Raw genomic sequence first — 26,107 nt, 5'->3', positions numbered from 1 at the left:
CCGGCTTTTTTTCGCCCCGCGAAAACGGTTATATCGACCTAACCCCTTGTTTTATTGGGGTTCGCAAAAGTTGGCACGCCCCCTGCTACATGTTTGGTACAAGAACAATAACAAGCAATGCACAAGACAATAAAAATAAGACGAATCGACTCACGCACAATAAAAACAAGACGGCGAGAGGCGCAGCTAACTGATTCTTTTGGAGAGGCGTTGTATTTGGGGCTTGCCCCACGACCAGGCCGAGAACAACAAAAACTGTCCTAAGACAGAGCCTGTACTGGTTGGATCGAGAGATCACTGCAATTCAGCGACCAAAGCAATCCGTTTGCTCTTGGCTCCCGATTGGGAGGGTCATGAAGGAAAAGCTTCATGGCGAGGGCACTCAACAAAAACAAGAAGCCCGAATCAATAATAAAAAGAGCACGCAACTACTTCTTGGGGAGCTTCGGCTCCCCTTGTAGTTTCTCCCTCCCGGAAAAACCTCCCCTCCTGACGCATCTTCACCCCTCTAGCCTGCGGCCTGCAGCGCAAATCGGCAGCGTCCTACACCATCCCTCGACTAAATGCTAGAATCCCCGCCCATCATGCGGTCATTCTCTGGTATGGCCGAACATTCCTTCAAACAGTGCATCCCATGCTGAAGAAGCTGTTCCAGTCATTCCGAACTCCCCTGCGTCGTACGCAACACATCCGTAGCACGCCTGAAGTCCTCAACAGCGGCCAACATTCGCTGCAAAAGGCGCAATTCAGCCGATACGCGGTCAACATCGTCGAACGTCTGCAGGGCGCCGGCTACCAGGCCTACCTGGTTGGCGGCTGCGTGCGAGACATGCTGCTGGGCATCACGCCCAAAGACTTCGACGTCGCCACCAGCGCCACGCCCGAGCAGGTTCGCGCCGAATTCCGCAATGCGCGGATCATCGGCCGCCGCTTCAAGCTGGTGCACATCCATTTCGGTCGCGAAATCATCGAGGTCGCGACCTTCCGCGCCAACCACCCGCAAAACGAAGACGACGAAGACAGCAACCAGTCCTCGCGCAACGAGAGCGGGCGCATTCTGCGCGACAACGTCTACGGCACCCTGGAAGAAGACGCGCAACGTCGCGACTTCACCATCAACGCCCTGTATTACGATCCGGTCAGCGAGCGCATCCTCGATTACGCCAATGGCGTGCACGACATCCGCAATCATCTGATCCGCCTGATCGGCGACCCCAAGCAGCGTTACCAGGAAGACCCGGTGCGGATGCTGCGGGCCGTGCGTTTCGCCGCCAAACTCAACTTCGGCATCGAAAAGCACACCGTCCAGCCGATCCGCGAGCTGGCACCGATGCTGCGCGAGATTCCGTCGGCCCGGCTGTTCGAGGAAGTGCTCAAGCTGTTCCTCTCCGGACATGGCGCCATCACCTTCGAGATGTTGGTCGACCTGCAACTGTTCGCGCCGTTGTTCCCGGCCAGCGCCGATGCGCTGGAATACAACCCGGAATACACTCACACGCTGATCAGCGAAGCGCTGACCAACACCGACCTGCGGATCAAGCAGAACAAACCGGTGACCCCGGCGTTCCTGTTTGCCGCCCTGTTGTGGCCTGCCCTGCCGGCTCGCGTGTTGCGTCTGCAGGAACGTGGCATGCCGCCGATTCCGGCGATGCAGGAAGCCGCCCACGAGCTGATCGCCGAACAGTGCCAGCGTATTGCGATTCCAAAACGCTTCACCATGCCGATCCGCGAGATCTGGGACATGCAGGAACGCCTGCCACGCCGCAGCGGCAAACGCGCCGACCTGTTGCTGGACAATCCGCGCTTCCGCGCTGGCTACGACTTCCTGCTGTTGCGTGAAAGCGCCGGCGAGCAGACCGATGGCCTGGGCGAATGGTGGACCGACTATCAGGACGCCAACGACAGCGAGCGCCGCGACATGATCCGCGACCTCAGCGGCAAGGAAGACGGCGCCAGCGGTGCTCCGCGCAAGCGTCGCCGCAGCAGCGGTTCCAAGCGCAAACGCGCCGGCGCACCGAGTGCTACGGGCGAATAAGGCATGGAACGCATCTACATCGGCATGGGCAGCAACCTGGCTGACCCGGCCGAACAACTGCGCAGCGCGGTCGACGCGCTGGGGCAATTGCCAGACAGCGCACTGGTCGGCGTCTCGGCCTTTTACCAGAGCGACTCGTTGCTGCCGGGCCAGCCGCGTTACACCAACGCGGTTGCGGCGCTCGACAGTACACTCGCCCCGCTGGAACTGCTCGACGCCCTGCAAGCCATCGAAAACGGCCAGGGTCGCGAACGCCTGGAACGCTGGGGCCCGCGCACGCTGGACCTGGACATTCTGCTGTTCGGTGACCGTCTGATCGATGAACCGCGCCTGAAAGTCCCGCATTACCACATGCAGGAACGCGCGTTCGTACTTTATCCCCTGGCCGAACTGGCCCCCGAAGATCTGCGCCTGGCCGACGGCCGCACCCTTGCCGATCTGCTCGCAGCCTGCCCGTTCGTCGGCCTCGAACGTCTCTCCCACGCCTGACCCAAACCGCCGATGCGGGAGCAAACCGGCTCCCGTATTTTGCGTTCTTGTAGGACAAAAACTCCGCAGGTCAGGCCCGCCGGCCCGCTGAATCGCATCAGTAACGCCGGTAACACTCCCGTCGTAACAATGCGGTAACACATGCAATTGACTTCCTGAGGCCTCATCACGACTATAGGCGTCCCGCTGCCGCCAACCCGGCATACAAGGGCGCAATCCAGGCCTTATAAGCACGACAAAAGAGCGTGCGCCTGAATAGATGACGAATCACGCGCGTTACTCGCAGTAGTTTCCAAAGCGCCTGAACGAGGATTTCTTACATGCCAGCCATCACCCTGACCACGCTCCAGAGCCTCAAGCAGAAAGGTGAAAAGATCACCATGCTGACCTGCTATGACGCGACCTTCGCCCACGCCTGCAACGAGGCCGGTGTCGAAGTGCTGCTGGTGGGCGACTCCCTCGGCATGGTCCTGCAAGGTCACGACAGCACCCTGCCGGTGACCATTGCGGAAATGGCCTACCACACCGCCTGCGTCAAGCGCGGCAACACCGACGCCCTGATCCTGGCCGACCTGCCGTTCATGGCCAATGCCACCCTCGAACAAACCATGACCAACAGCGCCATGCTGATGCAGGCCGGCGCGCACATGGTCAAGGTCGAAGGTGCGCTGTGGCTGGCGGAATCGATCCGCCTGCTGGCCGAACGCGGTGTGCCGGTCTGCGCCCACATGGGCTTGACCCCGCAAGCCGTGAACATTCTCGGCGGCTATAAAGTGCAGGGTCGCAACGAAAACCAGGCGCGCCAGATGCGCGCCGACGCGATCTCCCTGGAACAGGCCGGCGCGGCCATGCTGCTGCTGGAATGCGTGCCGAGCGAACTGGCGGCCGAAATCAGCCAGGCAGTGAAAATCCCGGTGATCGGCATCGGCGCCGGCACCGACACCGACGGTCAGGTCCTGGTGCTGCACGACATGCTCGGCCTGTCGATCAGCGGCCGCGTACCGAAATTCGTGAAGAACTTCATGCAGGGTCAGGACAGCATCCAGTCCGCATTGAAGGCATACGTCAACGAAGTCAAAGCCGCCACTTTCCCTGGGATCGAACACGGATTCTCTGCATGAACACCGTCAAAACCGTACGTGAACTGCGCGCTGCCGTGGCGCGCGCCCGCAGTGAAGGCAAGCGCATCGGCTTCGTGCCGACCATGGGCAACCTGCACAGCGGCCACATCGCGTTGATCACTAAAGCCAGGCAGCGAGTGGACTTCGTGGTCGCGAGCATTTTCGTCAACCCGCTGCAGTTCGGCGCTGGCGAAGACCTCGACAAATATCCGCGCACCCTGGCAGCGGATCAGGAAAAACTGCTGGAAGCCGGTTGCTCCCTGCTGTTCGCCCCGACCGTCGAAGAAATGTACCCCGACGGCATGGCCGGGCAGACCCGGGTCAGCGTGCCGCAGCTTTCCGAAGGACTGTGCGGCGCCAGCCGTCCGGGGCATTTCGAAGGCGTGGCGACCGTGGTCAGCAAGCTGTTCAACATGGTCCAGCCGGATCTGGCGATCTTCGGTCAGAAGGACTACCAGCAACTGGCCGTGATCCGTGCGCTGGTGCATGACCTGAACATGCCGATCCAGATCATCGGCGAGCCGACCGTCCGTGCTGCCGATGGCCTGGCGCTGTCCTCGCGCAACGGTTTCCTCAGCGAGGAACAACGCGCCGTGGCGCCAGTCGTTTACCGCGCCCTGAGCAGCATTGCCGAGTCGATCAAACAGGGGGAGCGCGACTTCCCGGCCTTGATCCTGGCACAGCGGCAACAGCTGGAAGCCGCCGGCCTGCGCCCGGATTACCTGGAAATCCGCCACGCCCTGACCCTGCGCCCGGCCACGGCGGAAGATCGTGACTTGGTGATTCTGGTTGCGGCGTTCCTCGGCACCACCCGGTTGATCGACAACCTGCACCTGAACCTCGATACCCCCGCCTGAACACCGCAACAGCAGAATGAGGGAGCGAGCCTGTTCGCTCCCTCATTCGACTTTCATCCCCCTTCCAGATCGTATTGCCGGGCACCTGACCATCGGGCAAACTGCCCGCCGATCCACTGCGCGCGAAAGCAGGGACTTGCTCGCATTACCCGCCGTCTGTCGGCGTCTGCTGTTATCGATGTTAAAAAAGTACAGGTAACAGGTCAGAAGAAGCCAAGACAGATCGCGGCGCTGGGTTTACTGTATTCGCCCTGCGCCAGTGTAATCGTGTCGACGCAGTTGCCCCCTCGCCCAAACATGGCGGGGAGGTCTTTTCAGTGTTCAAAAGGCCGTTCAAGTAAAAAGGAAAACCGCAGCGATGGCGTACTACCGCACTCCTCATGACGTTACCGCTCTGCCTGCCTGGCAGGCGTTGAAAGACCACCGCCAAGCCATGCAGGATTTCAGCATGCGCGAAGCCTTCAACGCCGATCCGCAGCGCTTCACTCAATTCACCCTCAGCAGCTGCGGACTGTTTCTCGATTATTCGAAGAATCTGATCAACGCCGAGACCCGCAACCTGCTGGTGGGTCTGGCCAACGAAGTCGATCTCAAGGGCGCGATCAAGGCGCTGTTCGACGGCGAAATCGTCAACTCCTCCGAAGGCCGCCCGGCGCTGCACACCGCCCTGCGTCGCCCGGTGGGCGACAAGCTGTCGGTCAATGGCGTCAACGTGATGCCTGAAGTACACAAGGTGTTGAACCAGATCACCGATCTGGTCGGCAAGATCCATGACGGCCTGTGGCGCGGTTACACCGAGAAGCCGATCACTGACGTGGTCAACATCGGTATCGGTGGTTCGTTCCTCGGCCCGGAACTGGTCTCCGAAGCCCTGCTGTCCTACGCCCAGAAAGGCGTGCGTTGCCATTACCTGGCGAACATCGACGGCAGCGAATTCCACGAGCTGACGCAAAAACTGCGCGCCGAGACCACGCTGTTCATCGTTTCGTCGAAATCGTTCAACACCCTCGAAACCCTGAAAAACGCCCAGGCCGCCCGCGCCTGGTATCTGGCCCAGGGCGGTTCGGAAGCCGAGCTGTATCGTCACTTCATCGCCGTATCGAGCAACAACGCGGCGGCCGTGGCCTTCGGTATCCGCGAAGAGAACATCTTCCCGATGTGGGACTGGGTTGGCGGTCGTTATTCGCTGTGGTCGGCCATCGGTCTGCCGATTGCCCTGGCCATCGGCATGTCCAACTTCAAGGAACTGCTGTCCGGTGCCTACACCATGGACCAGCATTTCCAGAGCGCGCCGTTCGAACAGAACATGCCGGTGCTGCTGGCCCTGCTCGGTGTTTGGTACGGCAACTTCTGGGGCGCGCAAAGCCACGCGATCCTGCCGTACGACCACTACCTGCGTAACATCACCAAGCACTTGCAGCAGCTGGACATGGAATCCAACGGCAAAAGCGTGCGTCAGGACGGCACTCCGGTGTCGACCGATACCGGCCCGGTGATCTGGGGCGGCGTCGGCTGCAACGGCCAGCACGCTTACCACCAGTTGCTGCACCAGGGCACCCAGCTGATTCCGGCCGACTTCATTGTGCCGATCGTCAGCTTCAACCCGGTGTCCGACCACCATCAGTGGCTGTACGCCAACTGCCTGTCCCAGAGCCAGGCGCTGATGCTCGGCAAGACCCTGCCGGAAGCCGAAGCCGAACTGCGCGACAAGGGCATGAGCGAAGAACAGGTGCAGAAACTCGCACCGCACAAAGTGATCCCGGGCAACCGTCCGAGCAACACCCTGGTGGTCGAGCGCATCAGCCCGCGTCGTCTCGGCGCACTGGTGGCGATGTACGAACACAAAGTCTTCGTGCAGAGCGTGGTCTGGGGCATCAACGCCTTCGACCAGTGGGGCGTGGAACTGGGCAAGGAACTGGGCAAGGGCGTCTACAACCGCCTGGTCGGCAGCGAGGAAACCGCCGCCGAAGATGCGTCCACTCAAGGCCTGATCAACTACTTCCGCGGCCGTCACCGCGGCTGATCCAGCCTCACTGCTTCACCCTGTGGGAGCGAGCCTGCTCGCGATAGCAATCTGTTAGTCAGCCCAAGGGCTGACTGACATGACGCCATCGCCAACAAGCTCGCTCCCACAGTCGTTTGTGGATGACTTGAACCTCTTGGACTCTCGGCGCATCTTTATCCTTGTCGCACAACAAGAATAAGGAACCGTCATGTTCGATATCAGCACGTTCCCCAAAGCCGATGCCGTCCGCCGGGCAGCCCAGTTGAGTCAGGACGACTACCATCGCCTGTACCGCGAATCCATTGAACACCCCAGCACCTTCTGGGCCGAACAGGCCACCCGCTTCCTCGACTGGAGCACCCCGTGGCAGACCGTCCAGCGCTATGACCTGAAGACCGGCGAGGCTTCCTGGTTCGCCGGGGCGAAACTGAATGTCAGCTACAACTGCATCGATCGCCACCTGGAGAAACGCGGCGACCAGACCGCCATTGTCTGGGAAGGCGACGATCCCGCCGAATCCACGCAAATCACCTACAACAAACTCCATCACCACGTCTGCCGCCTGGCCAACGTGCTGAAAAGCCGCGGCGTGAAGAAAGGCGACCGGGTGTGCATCTACATGCCGATGATCCCCGAAGCAGCCTACGCCATGCTCGCCTGCGCACGGATCGGCGCGATTCACTCGGTGGTGTTTGGCGGTTTTTCGCCGGACTCGTTGCGCGACCGCATTCTCGATGCCGATTGCCGCACGGTGATCACCGCCGACGAAGGCGTGCGCGGTGGCAAGTTCGTGCCGTTGAAACAGAACGTCGACAAGGCCCTGCAGAGTTGCCCCAAGGTCAGCACTGTCGTGGTCGTCGAACACACCCAGAACAAGGTCGACTGGGCCGAAGGCCGCGACCTCTGGTATCACCAGGCCGTGCGCGACGTCAGCGACGATTGCCCGCCGGAACCGATGGACGCCGAAGATCCGCTGTTCATCCTCTATACCTCCGGCAGCACCGGCAAACCCAAGGGCGTGCTGCACACCACCGGCGGTTACCTGCTGCAAGCGGCGATGACCTTCAAGTACGTGCTCGATTACCGCGAAGGCGAAGTGTTCTGGTGCACCGCCGACGTCGGCTGGGTCACTGGCCACAGTTACATCGTCTACGGCCCGCTGGCCAACGGCGCGACCACGCTGATCTTCGAAGGCGTGCCGAGCTACCCAAGCACTTCGCGGTTCTGGCAGGTGATCGACAAACACAAGGTCAACATTTTCTACACTGCCCCCACCGCCCTGCGCGCGTTGATGCGTGAAGGTGCTGGCCCCCTGCAGGAAACATCCCGTGAAAGCCTCAGATTGCTCGGCAGCGTCGGTGAACCGATCAACCCGGAAGCGTGGGAATGGTATTTCAATGTGGTCGGCGAACAGCGCTGCCCGATTGTCGATACCTGGTGGCAGACCGAGACCGGCGGCATCATGCTCAGCCCGCTGGTCAGCGCCCAGCGGATCAAACCGGGCTGCGCCACCCAGCCGATGTTCGGCGTGCAACCGGTGCTGCTCGACGAACACGGCAAGGAAATCAAGGGCGCCGGCAGTGGCGTGCTGGCGATCAAGTCGAGCTGGCCGGCGCAGATCCGCAGCGTCTACGGTGATCCGCAGCGCATGGTCGACACCTACTTCAAGCCCTACCCAGGCTACTACTTCACCGGCGACGGCGCCCGCCGCGACGAGGATGGCGACTACTGGATCACCGGGCGCATCGATGACGTGATCAATGTCTCCGGCCATCGCATCGGCACCGCCGAGGTCGAGAGCGCGCTGGTGCTGCACGACAGCATCGCCGAGGCCGCCGTGGTCGGTTATCCCCACGACGTCAAAGGCCAGGGCATCTATGCCTTCGTCACGCCCATGAACGGCGCCGAACCCAACGATGAGCTGAAGAAGGAACTGCTGGCCCACGTCAGCAAGGAGATCGGCAGCTTCGCCAAACCGGACCTGATCCAGTGGGCCCCGGCCCTGCCGAAAACCCGCTCGGGCAAGATCATGAGACGGATCCTGCGCAAGATCGCCTGCAACGAGCTCGACAGCCTTGGCGATACTTCGACCCTGGCCGACCCGAGCGTGGTGCAGGGGCTGATCGACAAGCGCCTTAACCAGTAGAATCACGGGCGCGGTCAACCGGCCGCGCCGCCCTTCACCACTGAGTTGCCATGGAATTCATTCGCAGCCGTATCGAAAACCAGCTCATGAGCCTGACCGGTCTGTCCCTCGGCCAGCTCGATCTGGAAAACCCCAAGGGCGATCCCGGCCTGTTCGGCCCGGACTCGATCAGTTGGCAAGTGCACGGCGACTTCAGCAGCATGTTGATCGGCGGCATCAGTGCCTTGCTACTGCAAGCCCTGCATCCACTGGCGCTGGCCGGCGTCTGGGATCACTCGAACTTCCGCCAGGACATGCTCGGTCGCCTGCGCCGAACCAGCCAGTTTGTCTCCGGCACTACGTTCGGCTCGAAACGGGACGCCGAATGGCTGATCGAAAAAGTCCGCACCATTCACCTGCAAGTCGTCGGCACCGCGCCGGATGGCCGGCCCTATGCGGCCAGTGATCCGGATCTGCTGACCTGGGTGCATGTGGCGGAAGTCAGCAATTTTCTCGCCGCCCATTTGCGTTACCGCAACCCGCTGTTGTCACCGAAGGATCAGGACCGTTACTACGCAGAAATCGCCGTGGTCGCTGAACGCCTGGGGGCTCGCGACGTTCCGAAATCGCGCCAGGCCGTGGCCGATTACCTGCAACGCATGCGCCCGCAGTTGCTGTGTGACGAACGCAGCCGCGAAGTCTTGCGCCTGTTGCTCGATGCCCCGGCGCCCAGCGTACTGGCACGGCCGTTTGGCGACCTGATGATGAAGGCCGGCATCGACCTGCTGCCGGACTGGGCCAGCGACATGCTGGATGCCCGGCAGAATCCGTTGCAACGTCAGTTGATCCGCGCCAGCGTCAAGCGCAGCGCACCGATGTTGCGCTGGGCGATGCGCAATGGTTCGGTGCAGCGGGCTCAACGGCGGATGGGGCTGAGATGAAGCGCAGTAGCTGCTAAACTCCCGCGCCCCGATTCCCTCCAGCAAGGCGCAAGCATGTCTTCCCTGAATCAGGCGCTGCGCGCCGCCCTCGATCAACGCCAGGATCTGCTCGCCGAGCTGCACCGCCAGGGCACCGACTGCTATCGCCTGTTCCACGGCAGCCAGGAAGGCGCCGGCGGCCTGACCGTCGACCGCTACGGCCCGCAACTGATGGTGCAGAGTTTCCACCAGACGCTGGAACTCGCCGACCTGCTGCAACTGCACGCCACAGTGAACGAAACCCTGGGCTTGCAAACCTTGCTGGTCTACAACGACCGCTCCCGTGGCAACTCGCGCATCGACCGCGAAGACAACGTGTACCGCGCCGACGACGCAGCGCTGGTCGATCTGGTCGGCCACGAGTGGGGCCTGAACTACCGCGTGCGCGGACGCCATGCCGGCCAGGATCCGCTGCTGTTCCTCGACCTGCGCAACACCCGCGGCTGGGTCAAGGATCACGCCAAGGGCAAAAGCGTGCTCAATCTGTTCGCCTACACCTGCGGCGTCGGCCTCAGCGCGGCCGCCGGCGGTGCTCGCGAGGTGTGCAACCTGGATTTCGCCGAGGGCAATCTGGCAGTCGGCCGCGAGAACGGCCTCCTCAATCCGCAACTGCCGACCATGGAATTCATCCAGTCCGACTACTTCCCGGCGATCCGCCAGTTGGCCGGTCTGCCGATCAGCCAGCGTCGCGGGCAGAAACTGCCTAGCTATCAGCGCCTCGAACAACGCCAGTACGATCTGGTGCTGCTCGACCCGCCGGCCTGGGCCAAAAGCGCGTTCGGCACTGTTGACCTGCTGCGCGATTATCAGAGCCTGCTCAAGCCCGCCCTGCTGACCACCGCCGAAAACGGCGTGCTGATCTGCTGCAACAACCTGGCAAAAGTCAGCATGGACGACTGGCGCGAACAGGTGCTGCGTTGCGCCGAGAAGGCCGGGCGCCCGGTGCGCGAATGGAGCGTGATGACCCCGGGCCGGGATTTCCCTTCACTGGACGGGCAACCGCCGCTCAAGACCCTGATTCTCCAGCTCTGAAATTTCTCCCGGCAGGAGCCGTCTTCGGCAACTCCTACAGACATTGCAGACAAATCTGAACAATCCTGTCTCGTGCGATGTACTTCGGAACCGGAATCGCGTGCCATACTCCAAGGCACTCCGATTCAGACAGATGAAGCCGCACATGCCCAAAGGATTGATTCGCGCGATTGGCGCCCTGTTGACTGCTCTGGCCCTCTACAGCCTGCTGGGGTTTCTGATTTTGCCGGGCATCGCGCTCCGAGTGGCCAACCAGCAACTGGCCAACTACGCCACGGTGCCTGCGCACCTCCAGCGTATCGAACTCAATCCGTTCAGCCTCGAAGTCGCGCTTTGGGGGCTGGTCATCGGCGAGCCGGGCAAGGAACAGGTCGGTTTCGAACGCCTGTACGCCAACCTGCAACTCGACAGCCTGTGGACAAAAGCCCTGCACCTGTCCGACATCGAACTGGACAAACCCAAGACCGAAATCCTGTTCGCCAAGGACGGCAAACTCAATCTGCTCGGTCTGTTCAAACTGCCGGCCAGCGAACCGACGCCGGCCGATCCGAATGCCAAGCCGTTTCCGCTGCGTATCGACCGGATCAAACTGGCCGGTGGCAACGTGCATTTCGAGGATGCACGCCCGAGCGAGCCGATCGAATTCCTCTACGACAAACTCGATTTCGAACTGAACAACCTCAGCACCCTGCCTGAAGACAACGCCGACATGACCCTGGTCGCCATCGGCCCGGCTGGCGGGCAGATCGACTGGAAAGGCAACTTCAGCCTGATCCCGATTGCCTCCGAAGGCACCCTCAAGGTCACCGATGGCCAGATGAAAGCGTTCTGGCCCTACGTGCGCGACGCCGTGCCACTGGTGCTGGAAAACGGCGTGGTCAGCCTCAGCACCGATTACAAGCTCAACCTGTCCAAGGAAACCGAACTGCTGCTGAACAACGTCTCAGTCAGCGTCGCGCCGTTTGCGATCAAGGCACCGGACGGACGTCCGCTGGCAAAGCTCGACCGCCTCGACGTCAGCGAAACCACCGTGGACCTGGCCAAGCAACAAGTGGTGGTCGGCAAGATCCGCAGCCAGAAACTCGAAACCTGGGCTGCCCTCGAAGCGGACGGGCAACTGGACTGGCAGAAACTGTTCGCCAGCCAGCCATCCAAACCTGCCGCCAAAGTAGCGGCTGAACCGAAAAGCACTCCGGCCGCCGCCGACTCGCCGAAAACGGAACCGACCGCGCCGGGCAAGCCATGGCAAGTGCTGCTCAAGGACGTGCAACTGCGTGACTACAAGGTGCATCTGGCGGACCGCTCGGCGAAGCCCGAGGTCACGCTGGATGTCACGCCGCTGAACGTCGATCTGCAAAATTTCGACAGCCTCAACGGCTCGCCCTTCAACGTCAAACTCGACGCGGGCCTGGGCAAGCAAGGCAAGATCAACGCCGACGGCGTGGTCAACCTGGCGCCGGTCACCGCCCAGCTCAACGTGAAAACCCAGGACATCGACCTGCGCGTCGCCCAGTCCTACATCAACCCGTTCATTCGTCTGGAACTGCGCAGCGGCATGCTCGGCAGCGACCTGAAAGTGAACCTGAAAAGTACCGAGCCGCTGGCACTCAGTGTCACCGGCCGCGCTCAGGTCGATCAGTTGCACACCCTCGACACCCTGAAGACCCGCGACTTCCTCAAGTGGCAGCAAGTGGTGGTCGAGGGCCTGAACTATCAGCACGGTGACAGCCTGTCGATCGACAGGATCAACCTGTTCCAGCCGTATGCGCGCTTCATGATCAACGATGACCGCACCACCAACATCGATGATTTACTGATCCCGCAACCTGCCGACTCCGGGACGAAAACCGCAGCGGCCAAACCCGCCAGTAACTCGAAACCGCTGGGCATTCACATCGGCGGCATCGTGATCAATGACGGCTCGGCGAACTTCGCCGACTTCAGCCTGACCCCGAATTTCGCCACGGCAATCCAGCAACTCAACGGCCAGATCGGCACCATCGACAGTCGGCAGGCGAAACCCGCCAGCGTCGACGTCAAGGGCAAGGTCGACCGTTATGCGCCGGTGACCATCAAAGGCGCGGTCAACCCGTTCGACCCGATGGCCAGCCTCGACATCGCCACCAGTTTCAAACGGGTCGAACTGACCACCCTGACCCCCTACTCCGGCAAATTCGCCGGTTACCGGATTCGCAAGGGCCGGCTCAATCTCGACCTGCATTACCTGATCACCAAGGGTCAGCTCAAGGCCGAAAACAAAGTGGTGGTTGAGCAGCTGCAACTGGGCGAGAAGGTCGACAGCCCGGATGCCGTGAGCCTGCCGCTGAAACTGGCGATTGCGCTGCTCAAGGACGTGGACGGCAAGATTTCCATCGAACTGCCGGTCACCGGCGACCTCAACAACCCGCAATTCAGCGTGATGCCGATTGTCTGGCAGACCCTGCGCAACCTGATCGTCAAAGCCGCCGCCGCACCGTTCAAGCTGATTGGCGGTCTGGTCAGCGGTGGCGGATCGGAAGATCTGGGCACCGTGTCCTTCGCACCGGGCTCCAGCGAACTGAACAAGGATGCCGAAGCGGCGCTGGTCAAATTGTCCCAGGCCTTGAAGGAGCGTCCGGCCCTGCGTCTGGAAATCGAAGGCACCGCTGCACAGAGCAGCGACGGCCCGTTGCTTGCCGAACAGCGCCTGGAACGCGAATACCAGTACAACTACTACAAGATGCTCCAGCGTCGTGGCGACAAGGTGCCGGCCCAGGCCTCGCTGATCCAGGTGCCGGACAATGAAAAAGGTCCGCTGCTCGAAGGCATCTACCGCACCCGTCTGAAAACCCAGCCGCCGGCTGAATGGAAGGATCTGGGCAAGGAAGAACGCACGGCGAAAATGCGCGCCGACGTGATCAAGTTCTGGAGTTCCAGCGATGTGCTGTTGCGCCAGCTCGGCCAGGACCGTGCCAGCAGCATCAAGGATTACCTGGTGGACAAGGGCCAGTTGGCCGACGACCGCGTGTACTTCATCGACGCCAATCTTGGCGAAGCCGAAAGCGACGGTCGCGTGGTGACACAAATGCATCTGGACGCCGAGTGATGAACAGTCAATGGCTGACCGCAATGGCGCTGGCGCTCGTCGCCAGCCAGGCTTCGGCATCCGATACCCTGCGCTGTGGCAGCCAGTTGGTCAGCCTCGGTGATCGCGCCAGCGAGGTACTGCAGAAATGCGGTGAACCGGTCAGCCGCGACGTGCTGGGCTACAAGCGCAGCGCCAATCGCCGTGAAGAGTTTCAGGTCGAGGAATGGACCTACGGCCCGAGCAACGGCATGTATCAATACCTGCGCTTCGAAGGCAATCGCCTGCGGCAGATCAACAGCAAGCGCGGCGACTGACTTCTCTGCACTTTTCCAGCCCTTGAAATAGAACAGGCCCCGACATGAATGCCGGGGCCTGTAATGGCCACATTCCGTGTGGCCGTTCGCATGAACTCTAAAGGGCGGCAGACGTATTGCTCGGCCCGCCTGTCGCGTCTTCTCCCGGTCCAGGCGAGAAGTCTTGCCTTACTCGGCTTTCAGGCCGTCAGCGGAGACCGCTTTGACGCCTTTGATTTTCTTGGTGATGTCTACGGCCATCTTTTTCTGTGCTTCTGTCACTGCAACAGTGGAGGACAGAGACACGACGCCTTTGTTGGTTTCTACTTTGATGTCAGTGCCTGGAATGCCTTTTTCGGTCACCAGGTCGCTTTTGACTTTGGTGGTGATCCAGGTGTCGGAAGTGGCTTCTTTCGCCTTGGTCATTTCACCGGCAGCCAGAGTCATTGGAGCCTGGGTCGCCTGGGTGGATTGTGCGAATGCGCCGGTGGCCATGGTCAGGGTCAGCGCGGTAGCAGCAGCGGCAGTGATAGCGAACTTCTTCATACGAGTAACTCCTGTTTTTCTGGAAAGTCTGCTGCGTGTCTTGTCAGCAGGGTTACCGTAGATACTGCGAACGCTGTGCCAACTTTTGAGTATTCAATAAGTCTTTATAAATCAACAAGTTAAAAAATTTGAAAATTCTCGGAATCATGCAAATTGCATGACCCCTGAATTATCTACATGCAACTTGCGGCTTTTGGGAAAGTTCCTAACACGCTGAAAAGATTGAAGCTTTTTGTGAAGCACTGCGCAAAAGAAAATGCCCCGCAAAGCGGGGCATTTGATGAGCAGGAATCAAGCAATCAAGTACCGCTGCCAGGGCAACCTTTGGGGGCGTAGTCAGGGTTGACTGTCGAAGCGCAGCTCCAGACACCGGCCACGTTACCGGTGGCGCCGCCGGTACGGGTCAGCGTAATGGTTTTGCCCAGCACAGGCGCCGGGGCATTCGCGATGGTGCAAACGATAGTGCCTGCCCCGGTATTCGCCGTACCCGACACGCTGACAGTACCGCAGTTGGTCGTTACATAAGTTGCGGAACCGGTCACCAGCGTACTGTTCGGGTCGGTACCTTGATTGATGGTGTCCTCGAACGGCACTTTCAGCGCGCTGATTTCCGCCAGCCCCGCCGTCACCTTGGACCGTGCCTGATACTTCGTGTATTGCGGCAGCGCAATGGTGGCCAGGATACCGATGATCGCCACGACGATCAGCAGCTCGATCAGAGTGAAACCTTGTTGTTTTTTCATAGACACGCTCCATGCATGAGTCGGAATCTCATGATCTGAACAGGACTCAGCACAGCCCGTGCCAAGGCGCCCGCACCTGCGCAGGCTGGGCGCGATCACGCTATCGCGGTGTTTCCTACAACCTGTAACCGCACTATCTGACACTTTTTGTCACCTGCACCGAGGCGGTTTGGCGCTGTCACTTGACTAGGCTATAAGTCATGAACTGTCTGCATCCGGGATTCCCATGAATGACATCGCTCTGAGCGGTCTGGCCAAGCAATTGGTACAGGCCGAACTGCTCACGGAAAAAAGCGCCCAGCAGGCCTGGCAGCAAGCCCAGCGCAATCGCCTGTCGCTGGTCAGTTATCTGGTACAGAACAAACTGGTGAAGAGTTCGCAGGTTGCCGAAATCGCCTCGGAGCACTTCGGCATGGCGTTCCTCGACCTCAACTGCCTGGACAAGGAAACCCAGCCCAAGGGTCTGGTCAGCGAAAAACTGGTCCGCCAGCACCATGCCCTGCCCCTGTGGCGACGCGGCAACAAACTGTTCGTGGGCATTTCCGACCCGAGCAATCACCAGGCGATCAACGACATTCAGTTCAGCACCGGGCTGACCACCGAAGCCATCCTGGTAGAGGACGACAAGCTCACCGATGCCATCGAGAAATTCTTCGACACCCACGCCTCAGGCCTGGAAGACATGGCCGATGTCGACCTCGACGGGCTGGACGTCGAATCCGTCGATGACAGCAAACAAGACGCCATCGGTGGAATGGACGCCGACGACGCGCCGGTGGTGCGCTTCGTCCACAAGATGCTGCTGGATGCGATCAAGAGCGGCTCTTCCGACCTGCACTTCGAGCCTTACGAGAAAAACTACCGGGTGCGGGTGCGTACCGACGGCATCCTGCGCGAAGTAGCCAAACCGCCGATTCAACTGGCCGGACGCATTGCCGCCCGGCTGAAGGTCATGGCCAGCCTCGACATCTCGGAACGCCGAAAACCCCAGGACGGACGCCTGAAGATGCGCCTGTCGAAAACCAAGTCGATCGACTTCCGGGTCAACACCCTGCCGACCCTGTGGGGCGAAAAAGTGGTGATCCGGATTCTCGACCCGTCCAGCGCGCAGATCGGCATCGACGCCCTCGGCTATGAGCCGGAGCAGAAAGAGCTGTACCTGGCCGCCCTGAAGCAGCCACAGGGCATGATCCTGGTCACCGGTCCCACCGGTTCCGGCAAGACCGTTTCGCTGTACACCGGGCTGAACATTCTGAATACCGTCGACATCAACATCTCCACCGCCGAAGACCCGGTGGAGATCAACATGGAAGGCATCAACCAGGTCAACGTCAATCCGAAGCAGGGGCTGGACTTCGCCCAGGCCCTGCGCTCGTTCCTGCGTCAGGACCCGGACGTGATCATGGTCGGTGAGATACGCGACCTCGAAACAGCGGAGATTGCGATCAAGGCGGCACAGACCGGTCACCTGGTGCTTTCCACGCTGCACACCAACAGCGCCGCGGAAACGCTGACCCGCTTGCACAACATGGGCATCCCCGGCTTCAACATCGCCACGTCGGTCAGCCTGATCATCGCCCAGCGTCTGGCGCGCAAACTCTGCAGCCACTGCAAGAAGCCCATCGAGATTCCCCGCGAAACCCTGCTCAAGGAAGGCTTCCCCGAGGAACGCATCGGCAGTTTCACGATCTATGAGCCCGTCGGTTGCGATCACTGCAACGGCGGCTACAAGGGCCGCACCGGCATCTATGAAGTGGTCAGGAACACGCCCGAGCTGCAACGGCTGATCATGGCCGAAGGCAACTCACTGGAAATCGACAGCCAGATGCGCCTGGACGGCTTCAACGACCTCCGCACTTCGGGGCTGATCAAGGCCATGCAAGGCATTACAAGTCTTGAAGAAATCAACCGGGTCACCAAGGACTGAACATGGCCGTCAAGGCAGCGAAAATCAGCGTCTACGCCTGGGAAGGCACCGACAAGAAAGGCACCCGGATCAGCGGCGAACTGAGCGGACAAAACCCCGCGCTGATCAAGGCCCAGTTGCGCAAGCAGGGCATCAACCCCGGCAAGGTGCGCAAGAAATCCGCGTCGTGGCTGAACTTCGGCAAACGCATCAAGCCGCTGGACATCGCCCTGTTCACCCGGCAGATGGCGACCATGATGAAGGCCGGCGTACCGCTGTTGCAGTCATTCGACATCATCGGCGAAGGCTTCGAGAACCCGGCGATGCGCAAGCTGGTGGACGAGGTGAAACAGGAAGTCGCCGCCGGTAACAGCTTCGCCGCAGCCCTGCGCAAGAAGCCGCAATACTTCGACGAGTTGTACTGCAACCTGGTCGATGCCGGCGAGCAGTCCGGTGCTCTCGACACCCTGCTCGAACGCGTGGCGACCTACAAGGAGAAGAGCGAAAGCCTCAAGGCCAAGATCAAGAAAGCCATGACCTACCCCACCGCCGTGATTCTGGTGGCGGCGGTCGTCACCGGCATTCTGCTGGTAAAAGTGGTGCCCCAGTTCCAGTCGGTGTTTTCCGGCTTCGGTGCCGAACTGCCGGCGTTTACCTTGATGGTGATCGGCCTGTCGGAGTTCATGCAGCAATGGTGGTGGGCGATTCTGGGTGTGCTGATCGTGGCGTTTTTCGGCACCCGCCACGCGCTGAAGAAATCCCAGGCCCTGCGTGACCGCCGAGATGCCTGGCTGCTGAAACTGCCACTGGTGGGCACCATGATGTACAAGTCCGCCGTCGCCCGTTTTGCCCGGACCCTGTCGACCACGTTTGCCGCCGGCGTGCCGCTGGTCGAAGCGCTGGACTCGGTCGCCGGAGCCACCGGCAACGTGGTGTTCAAACGCGCGGTGCTGCGCATTCGCCAGGACGTGGCCACCGGCATGCAGTTGAATTTTTCGATGCGTACCAGCGGAATCTTTCCGAACATGGCCGTGCAGATGACCGCCATCGGCGAAGAATCCGGCGCCCTGGACGACATGCTCGACAAGGTGGCCGGGTTCTACGAGGAAGAAGTGGATAACATGGTCGACAACCTCACCAGCCTGATGGAGCCTTTCGTCATGGTGGTACTCGGGGTGATCGTCGGCGGACTGGTGGTGGCCATGTACCTGCCGATCTTCCAACTCGGCTCAGCGATCTGACATGCCCATCGACGAACTCTTCGCCCTCTATCCGCTGGCCTTTGTCTTCACTGCTCTGATACTCGGGCTGGTGGTCGGCAGCTTCCTCAATGTGGTTATCTGGCGTCTGCCGAAGATGCTCGAGCGCGAATGGCGCCAGCAGGCCCACGACGTGCTCGGGCTGCCCGTCGAAACGCCATTGCCGGTCTACAACCTGATGTTGCCGCATTCGCAGTGCCCGCATTGCGCCCACCGCATTCGTGCGTGGGAAAACATCCCGCTGCTCAGCTACCTGTTTTTGCGCGGGCGCTGCTCGTCATGCGCGGCGCCGATCAGCAAGCGTTATCCACTGACCGAACTGGCCTGCGGCCTGCTCTCGGCGTTCATCGCCTGGCACCTGGGCTTCGGCTGGCCGGCATGCCTGCTGATCGTGCTGACCTGGGGCTTGCTGGCGATGAGCCTGATCGACACCGAGCATCAGCTGTTGCCCGACGTGCTGGTGCTGCCGCTGCTGTGGCTGGGGTTGATCGTCAACAGCTTCGGCCTGTTCGTCTCGCTGCACGATGCGATGTGGGGCGCGGTGGCCGGTTACATGGCGCTGTGGTCGGTGTTCTGGCTGTTCAAGCTGCTCACCGGCAAGGACGGCATCGGTCACGGCGATTTTAAGCTGCTGGCGCTGCTCGGGGCCTGGGGCGGCTGGCAGATTCTGCCGCTGACCATCCTGTTATCTTCGCTGGTGGGGGCCGTACTGGGGGTGATTCTGCTCAAGCTGCGCGACCGGAAAACCTCGACGCCGATCCCCTTCGGGCCCTATCTGGCAATTGCCGGCTGGATTGCCTTGCTCTGGGGTGGTCAAATAACCGACTTCTATTGGCAGTTTGTCGGTTTGAAATGAATACCCCTGTGGAAAAACCCTGGATTCTCGGCCTGACCGGCGGCATCGGCAGCGGCAAAAGCGCGGCCGCCCAGCACTTCATCGACCTCGGCATCCATGTGGTGGACGCCGATCATGCAGCGCGCTGGGTGGTTGAGCCGGGACGCCCGGCGCTGGCGAAAATTGCCGAGCACTTCGGCCCCGATGTCCTGCAGGCCGACGGCACGCTGGATCGCGCGGCGCTCCGCAAGCTGATCTTCGAAGTGCCGGAGCAACGCCGCTGGCTCGAAGCGCTGCTGCATCCGCTGATCGCCGAGGAAATCGCCCATCACCTGGCGCTGGCAAAATCACCTTACGCGATTCTGGTTTCACCGCTGTTGATCGAGTCCGGACAGTACGCGATGACCCACCGAATCCTGGTGATCGATGCGCCGCAGCAACTGCAGATCGAACGTACCCTGCAGCGTGACCAGACCAGCGAACAGCAGGTCCAGGCGATCCTCAAGGCCCAATCCAGCCGCGAAGACCGCGTGAGCCGTGCCGACGATGTGGTGGTCAACGACCGCGACCTCGCCTGGCTGCACAGCGAGGTCGAGCGCCTGCATCACTTTTACCTGACTTTATCCGGAGGCCAGTCATGAGCCAGACCCCAACCGTTAATTGCCCGACCTGCGGCGCCCCGGTGGAATTCACCCCCGCAAACAAATTCCGGCCGTTCTGCTCGGACCGCTGCAAACTGATCGACCTCGGCGCCTGGGCGTCGGAAGAACACAAGATCCCGGTAGCCCCGGATGCCGAGGACGAACTGTTTTCCGGCGACTTCGACCCGCGCCACTGATCCCGGTCAGGGCCGCATGAAGCCGTAGTCCTGATCGTCGTCGAGGTTTTCCGCCAGAAAGCGCAACTCGTCGGCCAGGTCTTCGGCATTGCGCACCGCCTTGCTCTGCTGCACCACCGCACTGAGCAAGGCACGCAGGCTCAGACCCGGATCGAATCCCACCTCCTGCGCCATCTCCAGACTCTGCCGGGTTTCCTGCCTCGCCCACTCGTAAACGCTCATGCCGCTGCTCCTGAAGGGATTTGGCCGAGCATGAAATGCCGCGCGCGGTGTGGATTTGATGTGGATCAAGACTTGGGATCGTCGTCCTTCCAGGGCGCCGAAAGGTAGCGGGTGCGGTTGAAGGTCTCCAGCCATTCCGGGCAGAACACCACCAGTGCGCTGATCACCATGCCGTTGATGAACGCCTCCGGAAAAATCAACAGCCACAGGTAACCGATGAAGTCTTCCAGCCATTCGGGCATGGCGAACAGGCCGTCGTACCAGAGCAAGGTCAGGCTCAGAATCAGACATGACAGCGCCGACAAGGCCGCCGCGAAGAAGCCGGAACAGAAGATATACACAAACGGATTACGCGGTTGCGCCCGTTCGACCAGAATCGCCACACCCTCGGTGATCAGCACCGGCAGCAGGATCAGCAACGCGCCATTGACCCCGACCGCCACCAGATCCTGGCGTCCCAGCAGAACCAGCCCGATCTGCGCCACCAGTCCGCCGACAATCGCCAGCGGCCAGTCGAGCAGCAAGGTCACGGCAGTCATTCCGATGAAGTGATACGACACGCCCGTGTCGAAGTCCCTGCGCACCATCCACAACAGAAACAGCGCAAACACGGTGCCGAACAGCAGGTGCTGTCGACGGCTGTCACTGAACAACTCGACCCACGGCGCACGGCAGATCGCCCAGAGCAGCACCGGCAGGTAAATCAGCCAGCCGAGGGTCAGACTCGTCGATGACAGCAGTTCTGCACCGATCATGATCCCATCACCTTCATTCGCACCGCAGACTCCCTTGATTGGCGCTCCTGTGTCGAAGTCTACACCGCCACCCGGGTGAATCTGCCGATGCAAAGCTTTCTGCTTGTCGCAATTGAACGCTAAGCTTGGGCCTATGGATGACTCAGATTATTTACGCCTGCTGACCATCGCGGCCGAGCAGGCCAACGCGTTCCTGTCCAATGCCCGCAAATGGGAGCGTGAGCGTTGGGTCTGCCAGCGCCTGCTGCAAGGCTTGAATATTCCGTATCGCGCCGACGAATTCGCCCCGGCCGGTGAGCCGCCGGACGTGTTGTTTCGCGATGCCAACTTCGAGGTGTTTTTCGTCCTCGACGAAGGCCGCCGGCTCAACGATGAATGGCGCGACGAGCTGCAACGTCGGCGCAGTGCGTTTTCCCTGAGCCAACTGGTGCGTCGCGAAGCCAAGCCACGACGAATTCCGGCCAACGAATTCCTGCTCAGGCTGGCGCCGACCCTGCGCAAGAAAGCGCACAACTACAAGGAACGCGGCATGGACCTCGGTGAGTTGGACATCATCGCCTTCGCCAGCCTCAAGCGAGAGGTGCTCGACCTCAACAGCCACTTTCCACCGCCCACCGAATACCTGCGTCAAGGCTGGCGCTCGCTGTCACTGGTCGGGCCGACGTTCGCCCGAGTGCTGTTCGCCCACCCCGATGCACCGGATTTCCTGCGCAGCAATCTGGGCCGCAGCATTCTGTTCGATGTCGGGATCAGCCTGTAAGCCCTAAGCAGGATGGCGCAAACACTGGCCGGATGTTACAAAAGCGCAATCATTCGCCCGGATGACATGCGCCGTTCAACGCTCGCAGACAAACCGCTGTAACGTCTGCGCATTCAGCAACGTCTATCCCTGACGAGGCCTCATATGACCAGCCGCCTGAACCCCGAAGACCAGAAGCATGTCGAAGAGTACCTGCAGTTGTCCCAGCACCGTGTCGAGCGCCGGCCATTCCGGCCGTGGATGCTCCTGGTGGTGGTGCTGGCAGTGACCATCGGTCTGGGCCTGTTGAGCCGATTTATCAGTTACCTGACGCTATGAGCTGCATCGCGCTCGCTCGGGTTACGACGACAACGATTTCCTTTAAAAACCTTGCGAGCTATCACCATGTCCCATCGTATTGTCATTGTCGGCGGCGGCGCCGGCGGTCTGGAGCTGGCTACCCGTCTGGGTAAGACTCTGGGCAAGCGCGGCACTGCCAGCATCATGCTGGTCGACGCGAACCTGACGCACATCTGGAAACCGCTGTTACACGAAGTGGCCGCCGGATCGCTGAACTCCTCCGAAGACGAACTCAACTATGTCGCCCAGGCCAAATGGAACCACTTCGAGTTCCAGCTGGGGCGCATGAGCGGGCTCGATCGTGAGCAGAAGAAGATCCAGCTCGCCGCCACCTACGACGAAAACGGCGTGGAACTGGTGCCGGCGCGGGAAGTGCCTTACGACTCGCTGGTGATCGCGGTCGGCAGCACCACTAACGATTTCGGCACCCAGGGCGCAGCGCAGCACTGCCTGTTCCTCGACACCCGCAAACAGGCCGAGCGTTTCCATCAGCAACTGCTCAATCACTACCTGCGTGCTCACGCCGGGCAGACCGACGTGGTTCAGCAGATCAGCGTGGCCATCGTCGGCGCCGGCGCCACGGGCGTTGAACTGGCGGCCGAGCTGCACAACGCCGCCCATGAACTGGCGGCCTATGGTCTGGACCGGATCAAACCGGAAAACATGCACATCACCCTGATCGAAGCCGGGCCACGGGTGCTGCCGGCACTGCCGGAACGCATCAGCGGGCCGGTGCACAAGACCCTGGAGAAACTCGGGGTCAACGTGATGACCAACGCCTCGGTCAGCCAGGTTACTGCCGACAGCCTGATCACCGCCGATGGCAACGAGATCAAGGCCAGCCTGAAAGTCTGGGCCGCCGGGATCCGCGCACCGGGTTTCCTCAAGGACATCGATGGCCTGGAAACCAACCGCATCAACCAGCTGCAAGTGCTGCCGACGCTGCAGACCACCCGCGACGAAAACATCTTCGCCTTCGGCGATTGCGCCGCCTGCCCGCAACCGGGTTCGGATCGCAACGTGCCGCCACGGGCCCAAGCTGCACACCAGCAGGCATCGTTGCTGGCCAAGTCGCTGAAACTGCGGATCGAAGGCAAGAGCCTGCCGGAGTACAAGTACACCGACTACGGCTCGTTGATTTCGCTGTCGCGTTTTTCGGCTGTGGGTAACTTGATGGGCAACCTGACCGGCAGCGTGATGCTCGAAGGCTGGCTGGCGCGGATGTTCTACGTTTCGTTGTACCGCATGCACCAGATGGCGCTGTACGGCCCATTCCGCACGGCGATGCTGATGCTGGGCAGCAAGATCGGACGCGGCACCGAGCCACGTCTGAAGCTGCACTGATGTAAAAACCGCGGGGGCGGGCCTGCTCGCCCCCACGGTTTTTGTCTTCTACTGTATCTGCCCCCCGCTTTCCCACCTTCGCTTACAAACGCCCCGCTCCTCGACACAGACGCGATACACCGTCACCGCTTAATGGCCACACCCGAGCGCACCTGCTCCGGCTGATCGCCCTTAACGTGTGGTTGCGCAGCGCAACCGAAGGAGAATGAAATGACCCGCACTTCGAAAATCGGCAAAACCTCCCTTGGCCTGGTCGGTGCCGTACTGGCCGGCGGCCTGATGCTGTCCGGCTCGGTGTTCGCCGCACAACCGCTAGCCCAGGGCTACATGGTCGCCTCGGCCGAAACCTCGGTGAAAACCCCGGAAGGCAAATGCGGTGAAGGCAAATGCGGCGACGCGTCGATGGCCAAGACCGACACCGATGGTGATGGCAAAGTCTCCCGCGCCGAATTCCTGAAGGTCGCACCGCACTCCGACTTCGACAAGATCGACACCAACCACGATGGCTTCATCGACGAGCAAGAGGCTTACGACAACGTCAAAGCCAACTACGAAGCCAACGGCAAGAAAATGCCCAAAGGCCTGTTCGAACACCTGAAAGAGCGTGACGGTGCCTGATATTCAGTCCGTCCCGGCAAAACAGCCCCGGCAAAAAAAAGCCGCGCTGTCTCTCACGAGAAGCGCGGCTTTTTTATGTCTGCCGGGATTACAGCTGGAAGCGCCGCACCATGCCCTGCAATGCATTGGCGAGTTTCGACAGCTCATGGCTGGACGCGCTGGTCTGATCGGCGCCGGCCGCCGAACGTACCGACAGGTCGCGAATGTTCACCAGATTACGATCCACTTCCCGCGCCACCTGCGCCTGCTCTTCGGCGGCGCTGGCGATCACCAGATTGCGTTCATGGATCTCATGCACCGACGCGGTGATGGTTTGCAGCGCCTCACCGGCCCGCTCGGCCAGCACCAACGTGGTGGACGCGCGGGAGGCACTGGCCTGCATCGACTCCAGCGCGAGGCTTGAACCGTTGCGCATGCCCTGCACCATCTGCTCGATTTCCTGGGTCGATTGCTGCGTGCGATAAGCCAGCGCCCGGACTTCGTCGGCGACCACGGCAAACCCGCGCCCACTCTCCCCGGCCCGCGCCGCTTCGATGGCGGCGTTGAGCGCCAGCAGGTTGGTCTGTTCGGCAATCGCGCGGATCACGTCCAGCACCTTGCCGATGTCTTGTGACTGGTCGGCCAGTGATTGCACCAGTTCGCCAGTGTGCTGCACTTCACCGGCCAGGGCGTTGATGGCGCTGGCGGTTTCACTGACCCGTTCTTGCCCCAGATGCGCCGATTCGCTGGACTGGCGCGTCGCGTCGGAGGTCGACACCGCGTTGCGTGCGACTTCTTCGACCGCCGTGGTCATCTCGTTGACGGCGGTGGCGGCCTGTTCGATTTCGTTGTTCTGTTGTTGCAGGCCCTGGGTGCTGTCGAGCGTGACGGCATTGAGTTCGTCGGCGGCGGTCGCCAGTTGCGTCGCAGAACCGTTGATGCCTTGCAGGGTTTCGCGCAGGTTCTGTTGCATGGTCGCCAGCGCCTTGAGCAAACGGCTGACTTCGTCGTTGCCCTGGGTCTCGATCGGTCGGGTCAAATCCCCTTTCGCAACACTTTCTGCTGCGCTGACGGCGGTGCTCAACGGGCGAACGATACTGCGGGTGAGCAACATCGCCAGAGCCACGGTCGCCAATGCCGCCAGTGCGATGAACAGGCTGACGATGGTGCGCGAGGTTTCGTAGTGGGCGGCGGAGTTGCTGCTTTCTGCCGCGACCTGTTTGGCGAACAGGTCCGCCAGGTCGTTGAGTTGCTTGCCGGAGCCGTCGACCACGGTTTTCATGTCGACCAGCAGCAGCTTGGTCAGCTCGTCGCGTTTGCCCTGCTGTGCAAGGACGAACGATTGCGCGATGCCGGCGCGGTAGGCCGCGAAGGTTTTCTTGAACTGATCGTACAACTGCTGGCCTTCCGGAGTAGTCACCAGTCGGTCGTACGCGGCGATCTTCTCGCTCAGTTCCTTGTCGCGGATGTCCATCTGGCTGCGGTAAGTCGCAACGTTGTTCGGATCAGGATCCAGCGCCATGCGCAAAGAAATGGTGCGGATGCGCAGCATGATCTCGCGAATCTCGTCGCCGCCACGAATGCTCGGCAGCCACTGGTTCTCCACCGCGACCTCGCTTTCGCGGATGCTCGACATCTGCCCCAGGGCAAACACGCCAAGCAACGCCACCAGCACCGCGATCAGGGCGAAGCCCAAAGCGGCACGGGGAGCAATATTCAACTGACGAAGCAACATGACGAACGCCCTTTTTCTTGTATTGGCCGGATTCAAGGGGCGATCGATGGCAGGCCCCTTTCGTTAGCGGGCTATCGGCAAGTTGTACGATGACTTGAGCAAAGGGCAAAAAAAATCCCCGTATCTTTCGATACGAGGATTTTTAATATGGTCGGGGTAAGGGGATTCGAACTCCTGACATCCTGCTCCCAAAGCAGGCGCGCTACCGGACTGCGCTATACCCC

24 protein-coding genes and 1 pseudogene are annotated in these 26,107 nt (G+C 61.0%); 19 read left to right on the top strand and 6 right to left on the bottom strand.

What is annotated here, in order from left to right; all coding sequences use genetic code 11:
- The first annotated feature begins 634 nt into the window (after positions 1-634).
- From AC07NR_RS28930 to AC07NR_RS28885, 10 genes are all read left to right on the top strand, one after another.
- Positions 635-2,035 (top strand): polynucleotide adenylyltransferase PcnB, encoded by a 1,401-nt coding sequence (locus AC07NR_RS28930; RefSeq protein ID WP_248740428.1) that lies wholly within the window; start codon positions 635-637, stop codon positions 2,033-2,035.
- A gap of 3 nt (positions 2,036-2,038) precedes the next feature.
- Positions 2,039-2,524, top strand: a complete 486-nt coding sequence (gene folK / locus AC07NR_RS28925) for a 2-amino-4-hydroxy-6-hydroxymethyldihydropteridine diphosphokinase (protein WP_248740429.1) — start codon at positions 2,039-2,041, stop codon at positions 2,522-2,524.
- A 320-nt stretch (positions 2,525-2,844) separates the two neighbouring features.
- Positions 2,845-3,645, top strand: coding sequence for a 3-methyl-2-oxobutanoate hydroxymethyltransferase (gene panB / locus AC07NR_RS28920; RefSeq protein WP_114885579.1), 801 nt, complete (start codon positions 2,845-2,847; stop codon positions 3,643-3,645).
- Positions 3,642-4,502: a pantoate--beta-alanine ligase gene (panC, locus tag AC07NR_RS28915; protein WP_495079994.1), complete on the top strand. Its 861-nt coding sequence runs from the start codon at positions 3,642-3,644 to the stop codon at positions 4,500-4,502. Before panB ends, panC begins: the two co-directional genes overlap by 4 nt.
- Positions 4,503-4,860: 358 nt before the next feature.
- Positions 4,861-6,525 (top strand): glucose-6-phosphate isomerase, encoded by a 1,665-nt coding sequence (gene pgi, locus AC07NR_RS28910; RefSeq protein WP_085712156.1) that lies wholly within the window; start codon positions 4,861-4,863, stop codon positions 6,523-6,525.
- Between the two features lie 190 nt (positions 6,526-6,715).
- Positions 6,716-8,653: an acetate--CoA ligase gene (gene acs / locus AC07NR_RS28905; protein ID WP_495079993.1), complete on the top strand. Its 1,938-nt coding sequence runs from the start codon at positions 6,716-6,718 to the stop codon at positions 8,651-8,653.
- Positions 8,654-8,703: 50 nt separating this feature from the next.
- Entirely contained in the window at positions 8,704-9,573 is an 870-nt protein-coding gene (locus AC07NR_RS28900; protein ID WP_495079992.1) for an oxygenase MpaB family protein, read from the top strand.
- 54 nt (positions 9,574-9,627) lie between these two features.
- A complete protein-coding gene (locus AC07NR_RS28895) occupies positions 9,628-10,644 on the top strand; it encodes a class I SAM-dependent rRNA methyltransferase (protein WP_085712159.1) in 1,017 nt (338 codons plus the stop codon).
- A 133-nt stretch (positions 10,645-10,777) separates the two neighbouring features.
- On the top strand, positions 10,778-13,729 hold the full coding sequence (locus tag AC07NR_RS28890) for a DUF748 domain-containing protein (RefSeq protein WP_495079991.1): 2,952 nt from the start codon (positions 10,778-10,780) through the stop codon (positions 13,727-13,729).
- Positions 13,729-14,025, top strand: a complete 297-nt coding sequence (locus tag AC07NR_RS28885; protein WP_495079990.1) for a DUF2845 domain-containing protein — start codon at positions 13,729-13,731, stop codon at positions 14,023-14,025. Before AC07NR_RS28890 ends, AC07NR_RS28885 begins: the two co-directional genes overlap by 1 nt.
- A gap of 168 nt (positions 14,026-14,193) precedes the next feature.
- Here AC07NR_RS28885 and AC07NR_RS28880 read toward each other — a convergent pair whose 3' ends face one another.
- Both AC07NR_RS28880 and AC07NR_RS28875 read right to left on the bottom strand, forming a co-directional pair.
- On the bottom strand, positions 14,194-14,550 hold the full coding sequence (locus AC07NR_RS28880) for a BON domain-containing protein (protein WP_065261581.1): 357 nt from the start codon (positions 14,548-14,550) through the stop codon (positions 14,194-14,196).
- 299 nt (positions 14,551-14,849) lie between these two features.
- Positions 14,850-15,293, bottom strand: a complete 444-nt coding sequence (locus AC07NR_RS28875; RefSeq protein ID WP_114885593.1) for a pilin — start codon at positions 15,291-15,293, stop codon at positions 14,850-14,852.
- A gap of 226 nt (positions 15,294-15,519) precedes the next feature.
- On the opposite strand from AC07NR_RS28875, the gene pilB reads away from it, so the two are divergent.
- Genes pilB through yacG form a run of 5 tightly spaced genes read left to right on the top strand, consistent with a single transcriptional unit; the run spans position 15,520 to position 20,131 of the window.
- Positions 15,520-17,220, top strand: a complete 1,701-nt coding sequence (pilB, locus tag AC07NR_RS28870) for a type IV-A pilus assembly ATPase PilB (RefSeq protein WP_423204317.1) — start codon at positions 15,520-15,522, stop codon at positions 17,218-17,220.
- 2 nt (positions 17,221-17,222) lie between these two features.
- Positions 17,223-18,440 carry a type II secretion system F family protein gene (locus AC07NR_RS28865; protein WP_495079989.1) on the top strand — a complete coding sequence of 406 codons (1,218 nt, stop codon included), beginning with the start codon at positions 17,223-17,225 and terminating at the stop codon, positions 18,438-18,440.
- A 1-nt stretch (position 18,441) separates the two neighbouring features.
- Positions 18,442-19,314, top strand: a complete 873-nt coding sequence (locus tag AC07NR_RS28860; RefSeq protein ID WP_248743734.1) for a prepilin peptidase — start codon at positions 18,442-18,444, stop codon at positions 19,312-19,314.
- Complete coding sequence (gene coaE, locus AC07NR_RS28855; RefSeq protein WP_423204319.1) at positions 19,311-19,934, top strand: dephospho-CoA kinase; 624 nt, start codon at positions 19,311-19,313, stop codon at positions 19,932-19,934. The genes AC07NR_RS28860 and coaE overlap by 4 nt, the downstream gene beginning before the upstream one ends.
- On the top strand, positions 19,931-20,131 hold the full coding sequence (gene yacG, locus AC07NR_RS28850; protein ID WP_085712167.1) for a DNA gyrase inhibitor YacG: 201 nt from the start codon (positions 19,931-19,933) through the stop codon (positions 20,129-20,131). Before coaE ends, yacG begins: the two co-directional genes overlap by 4 nt.
- Before the next feature lie 6 nt (positions 20,132-20,137).
- Here yacG and AC07NR_RS28845 read toward each other — a convergent pair whose 3' ends face one another.
- Positions 20,138-20,353, bottom strand: a complete 216-nt coding sequence (locus AC07NR_RS28845; protein ID WP_007959584.1) for a hypothetical protein — start codon at positions 20,351-20,353, stop codon at positions 20,138-20,140.
- Between the two features lie 65 nt (positions 20,354-20,418).
- Positions 20,419-21,108: an energy-coupling factor ABC transporter permease gene (locus AC07NR_RS28840; protein WP_248740440.1), complete on the bottom strand. Its 690-nt coding sequence runs from the start codon at positions 21,106-21,108 to the stop codon at positions 20,419-20,421.
- 133 nt (positions 21,109-21,241) lie between these two features.
- Between AC07NR_RS28840 and AC07NR_RS28835 the strand changes: the two genes are divergently transcribed.
- The 4 genes from AC07NR_RS28835 to AC07NR_RS28820 all read left to right on the top strand — a co-directional run bounded on the left by AC07NR_RS28835 (position 21,242) and on the right by AC07NR_RS28820 (position 24,169).
- Entirely contained in the window at positions 21,242-21,868 is a 627-nt protein-coding gene (locus AC07NR_RS28835) for a DUF1780 domain-containing protein (RefSeq protein ID WP_065261573.1), read from the top strand.
- Positions 21,869-22,012: 144 nt separating this feature from the next.
- Positions 22,013-22,186, top strand: a complete 174-nt coding sequence (locus tag AC07NR_RS28830) for a DUF3094 domain-containing protein (RefSeq protein ID WP_495079988.1) — start codon at positions 22,013-22,015, stop codon at positions 22,184-22,186.
- Between the two features lie 66 nt (positions 22,187-22,252).
- On the top strand, positions 22,253-23,551 hold the full coding sequence (locus AC07NR_RS28825) for an NAD(P)/FAD-dependent oxidoreductase (RefSeq protein WP_248740441.1): 1,299 nt from the start codon (positions 22,253-22,255) through the stop codon (positions 23,549-23,551).
- 210 nt (positions 23,552-23,761) lie between these two features.
- Positions 23,762-24,169 carry an HvfA family oxazolone/thioamide-modified RiPP metallophore gene (locus AC07NR_RS28820; RefSeq protein ID WP_114885602.1) on the top strand — a complete coding sequence of 136 codons (408 nt, stop codon included), beginning with the start codon at positions 23,762-23,764 and terminating at the stop codon, positions 24,167-24,169.
- An 88-nt stretch (positions 24,170-24,257) separates the two neighbouring features.
- Here AC07NR_RS28820 and AC07NR_RS28815 read toward each other — a convergent pair whose 3' ends face one another.
- Both AC07NR_RS28815 and AC07NR_RS28810 read right to left on the bottom strand, forming a co-directional pair.
- Positions 24,258-25,121, bottom strand: coding sequence for a methyl-accepting chemotaxis protein (locus tag AC07NR_RS28815; protein ID WP_412546978.1), 864 nt, complete (start codon positions 25,119-25,121; stop codon positions 24,258-24,260).
- Positions 25,113-25,883: pseudogene (locus AC07NR_RS28810) on the bottom strand (MCP four helix bundle domain-containing protein); the annotation flags it as partial. The gene AC07NR_RS28815 and the pseudogene AC07NR_RS28810, both read right to left, overlap by 9 nt.
- Positions 25,884-26,107: the final 224 nt, after the last annotated feature.

The organism is Pseudomonas sp. GW821-FHT09C09, from assembly GCF_059418105.1.
This window is presented reverse-complemented; position numbering and strand designations above follow the sequence as displayed.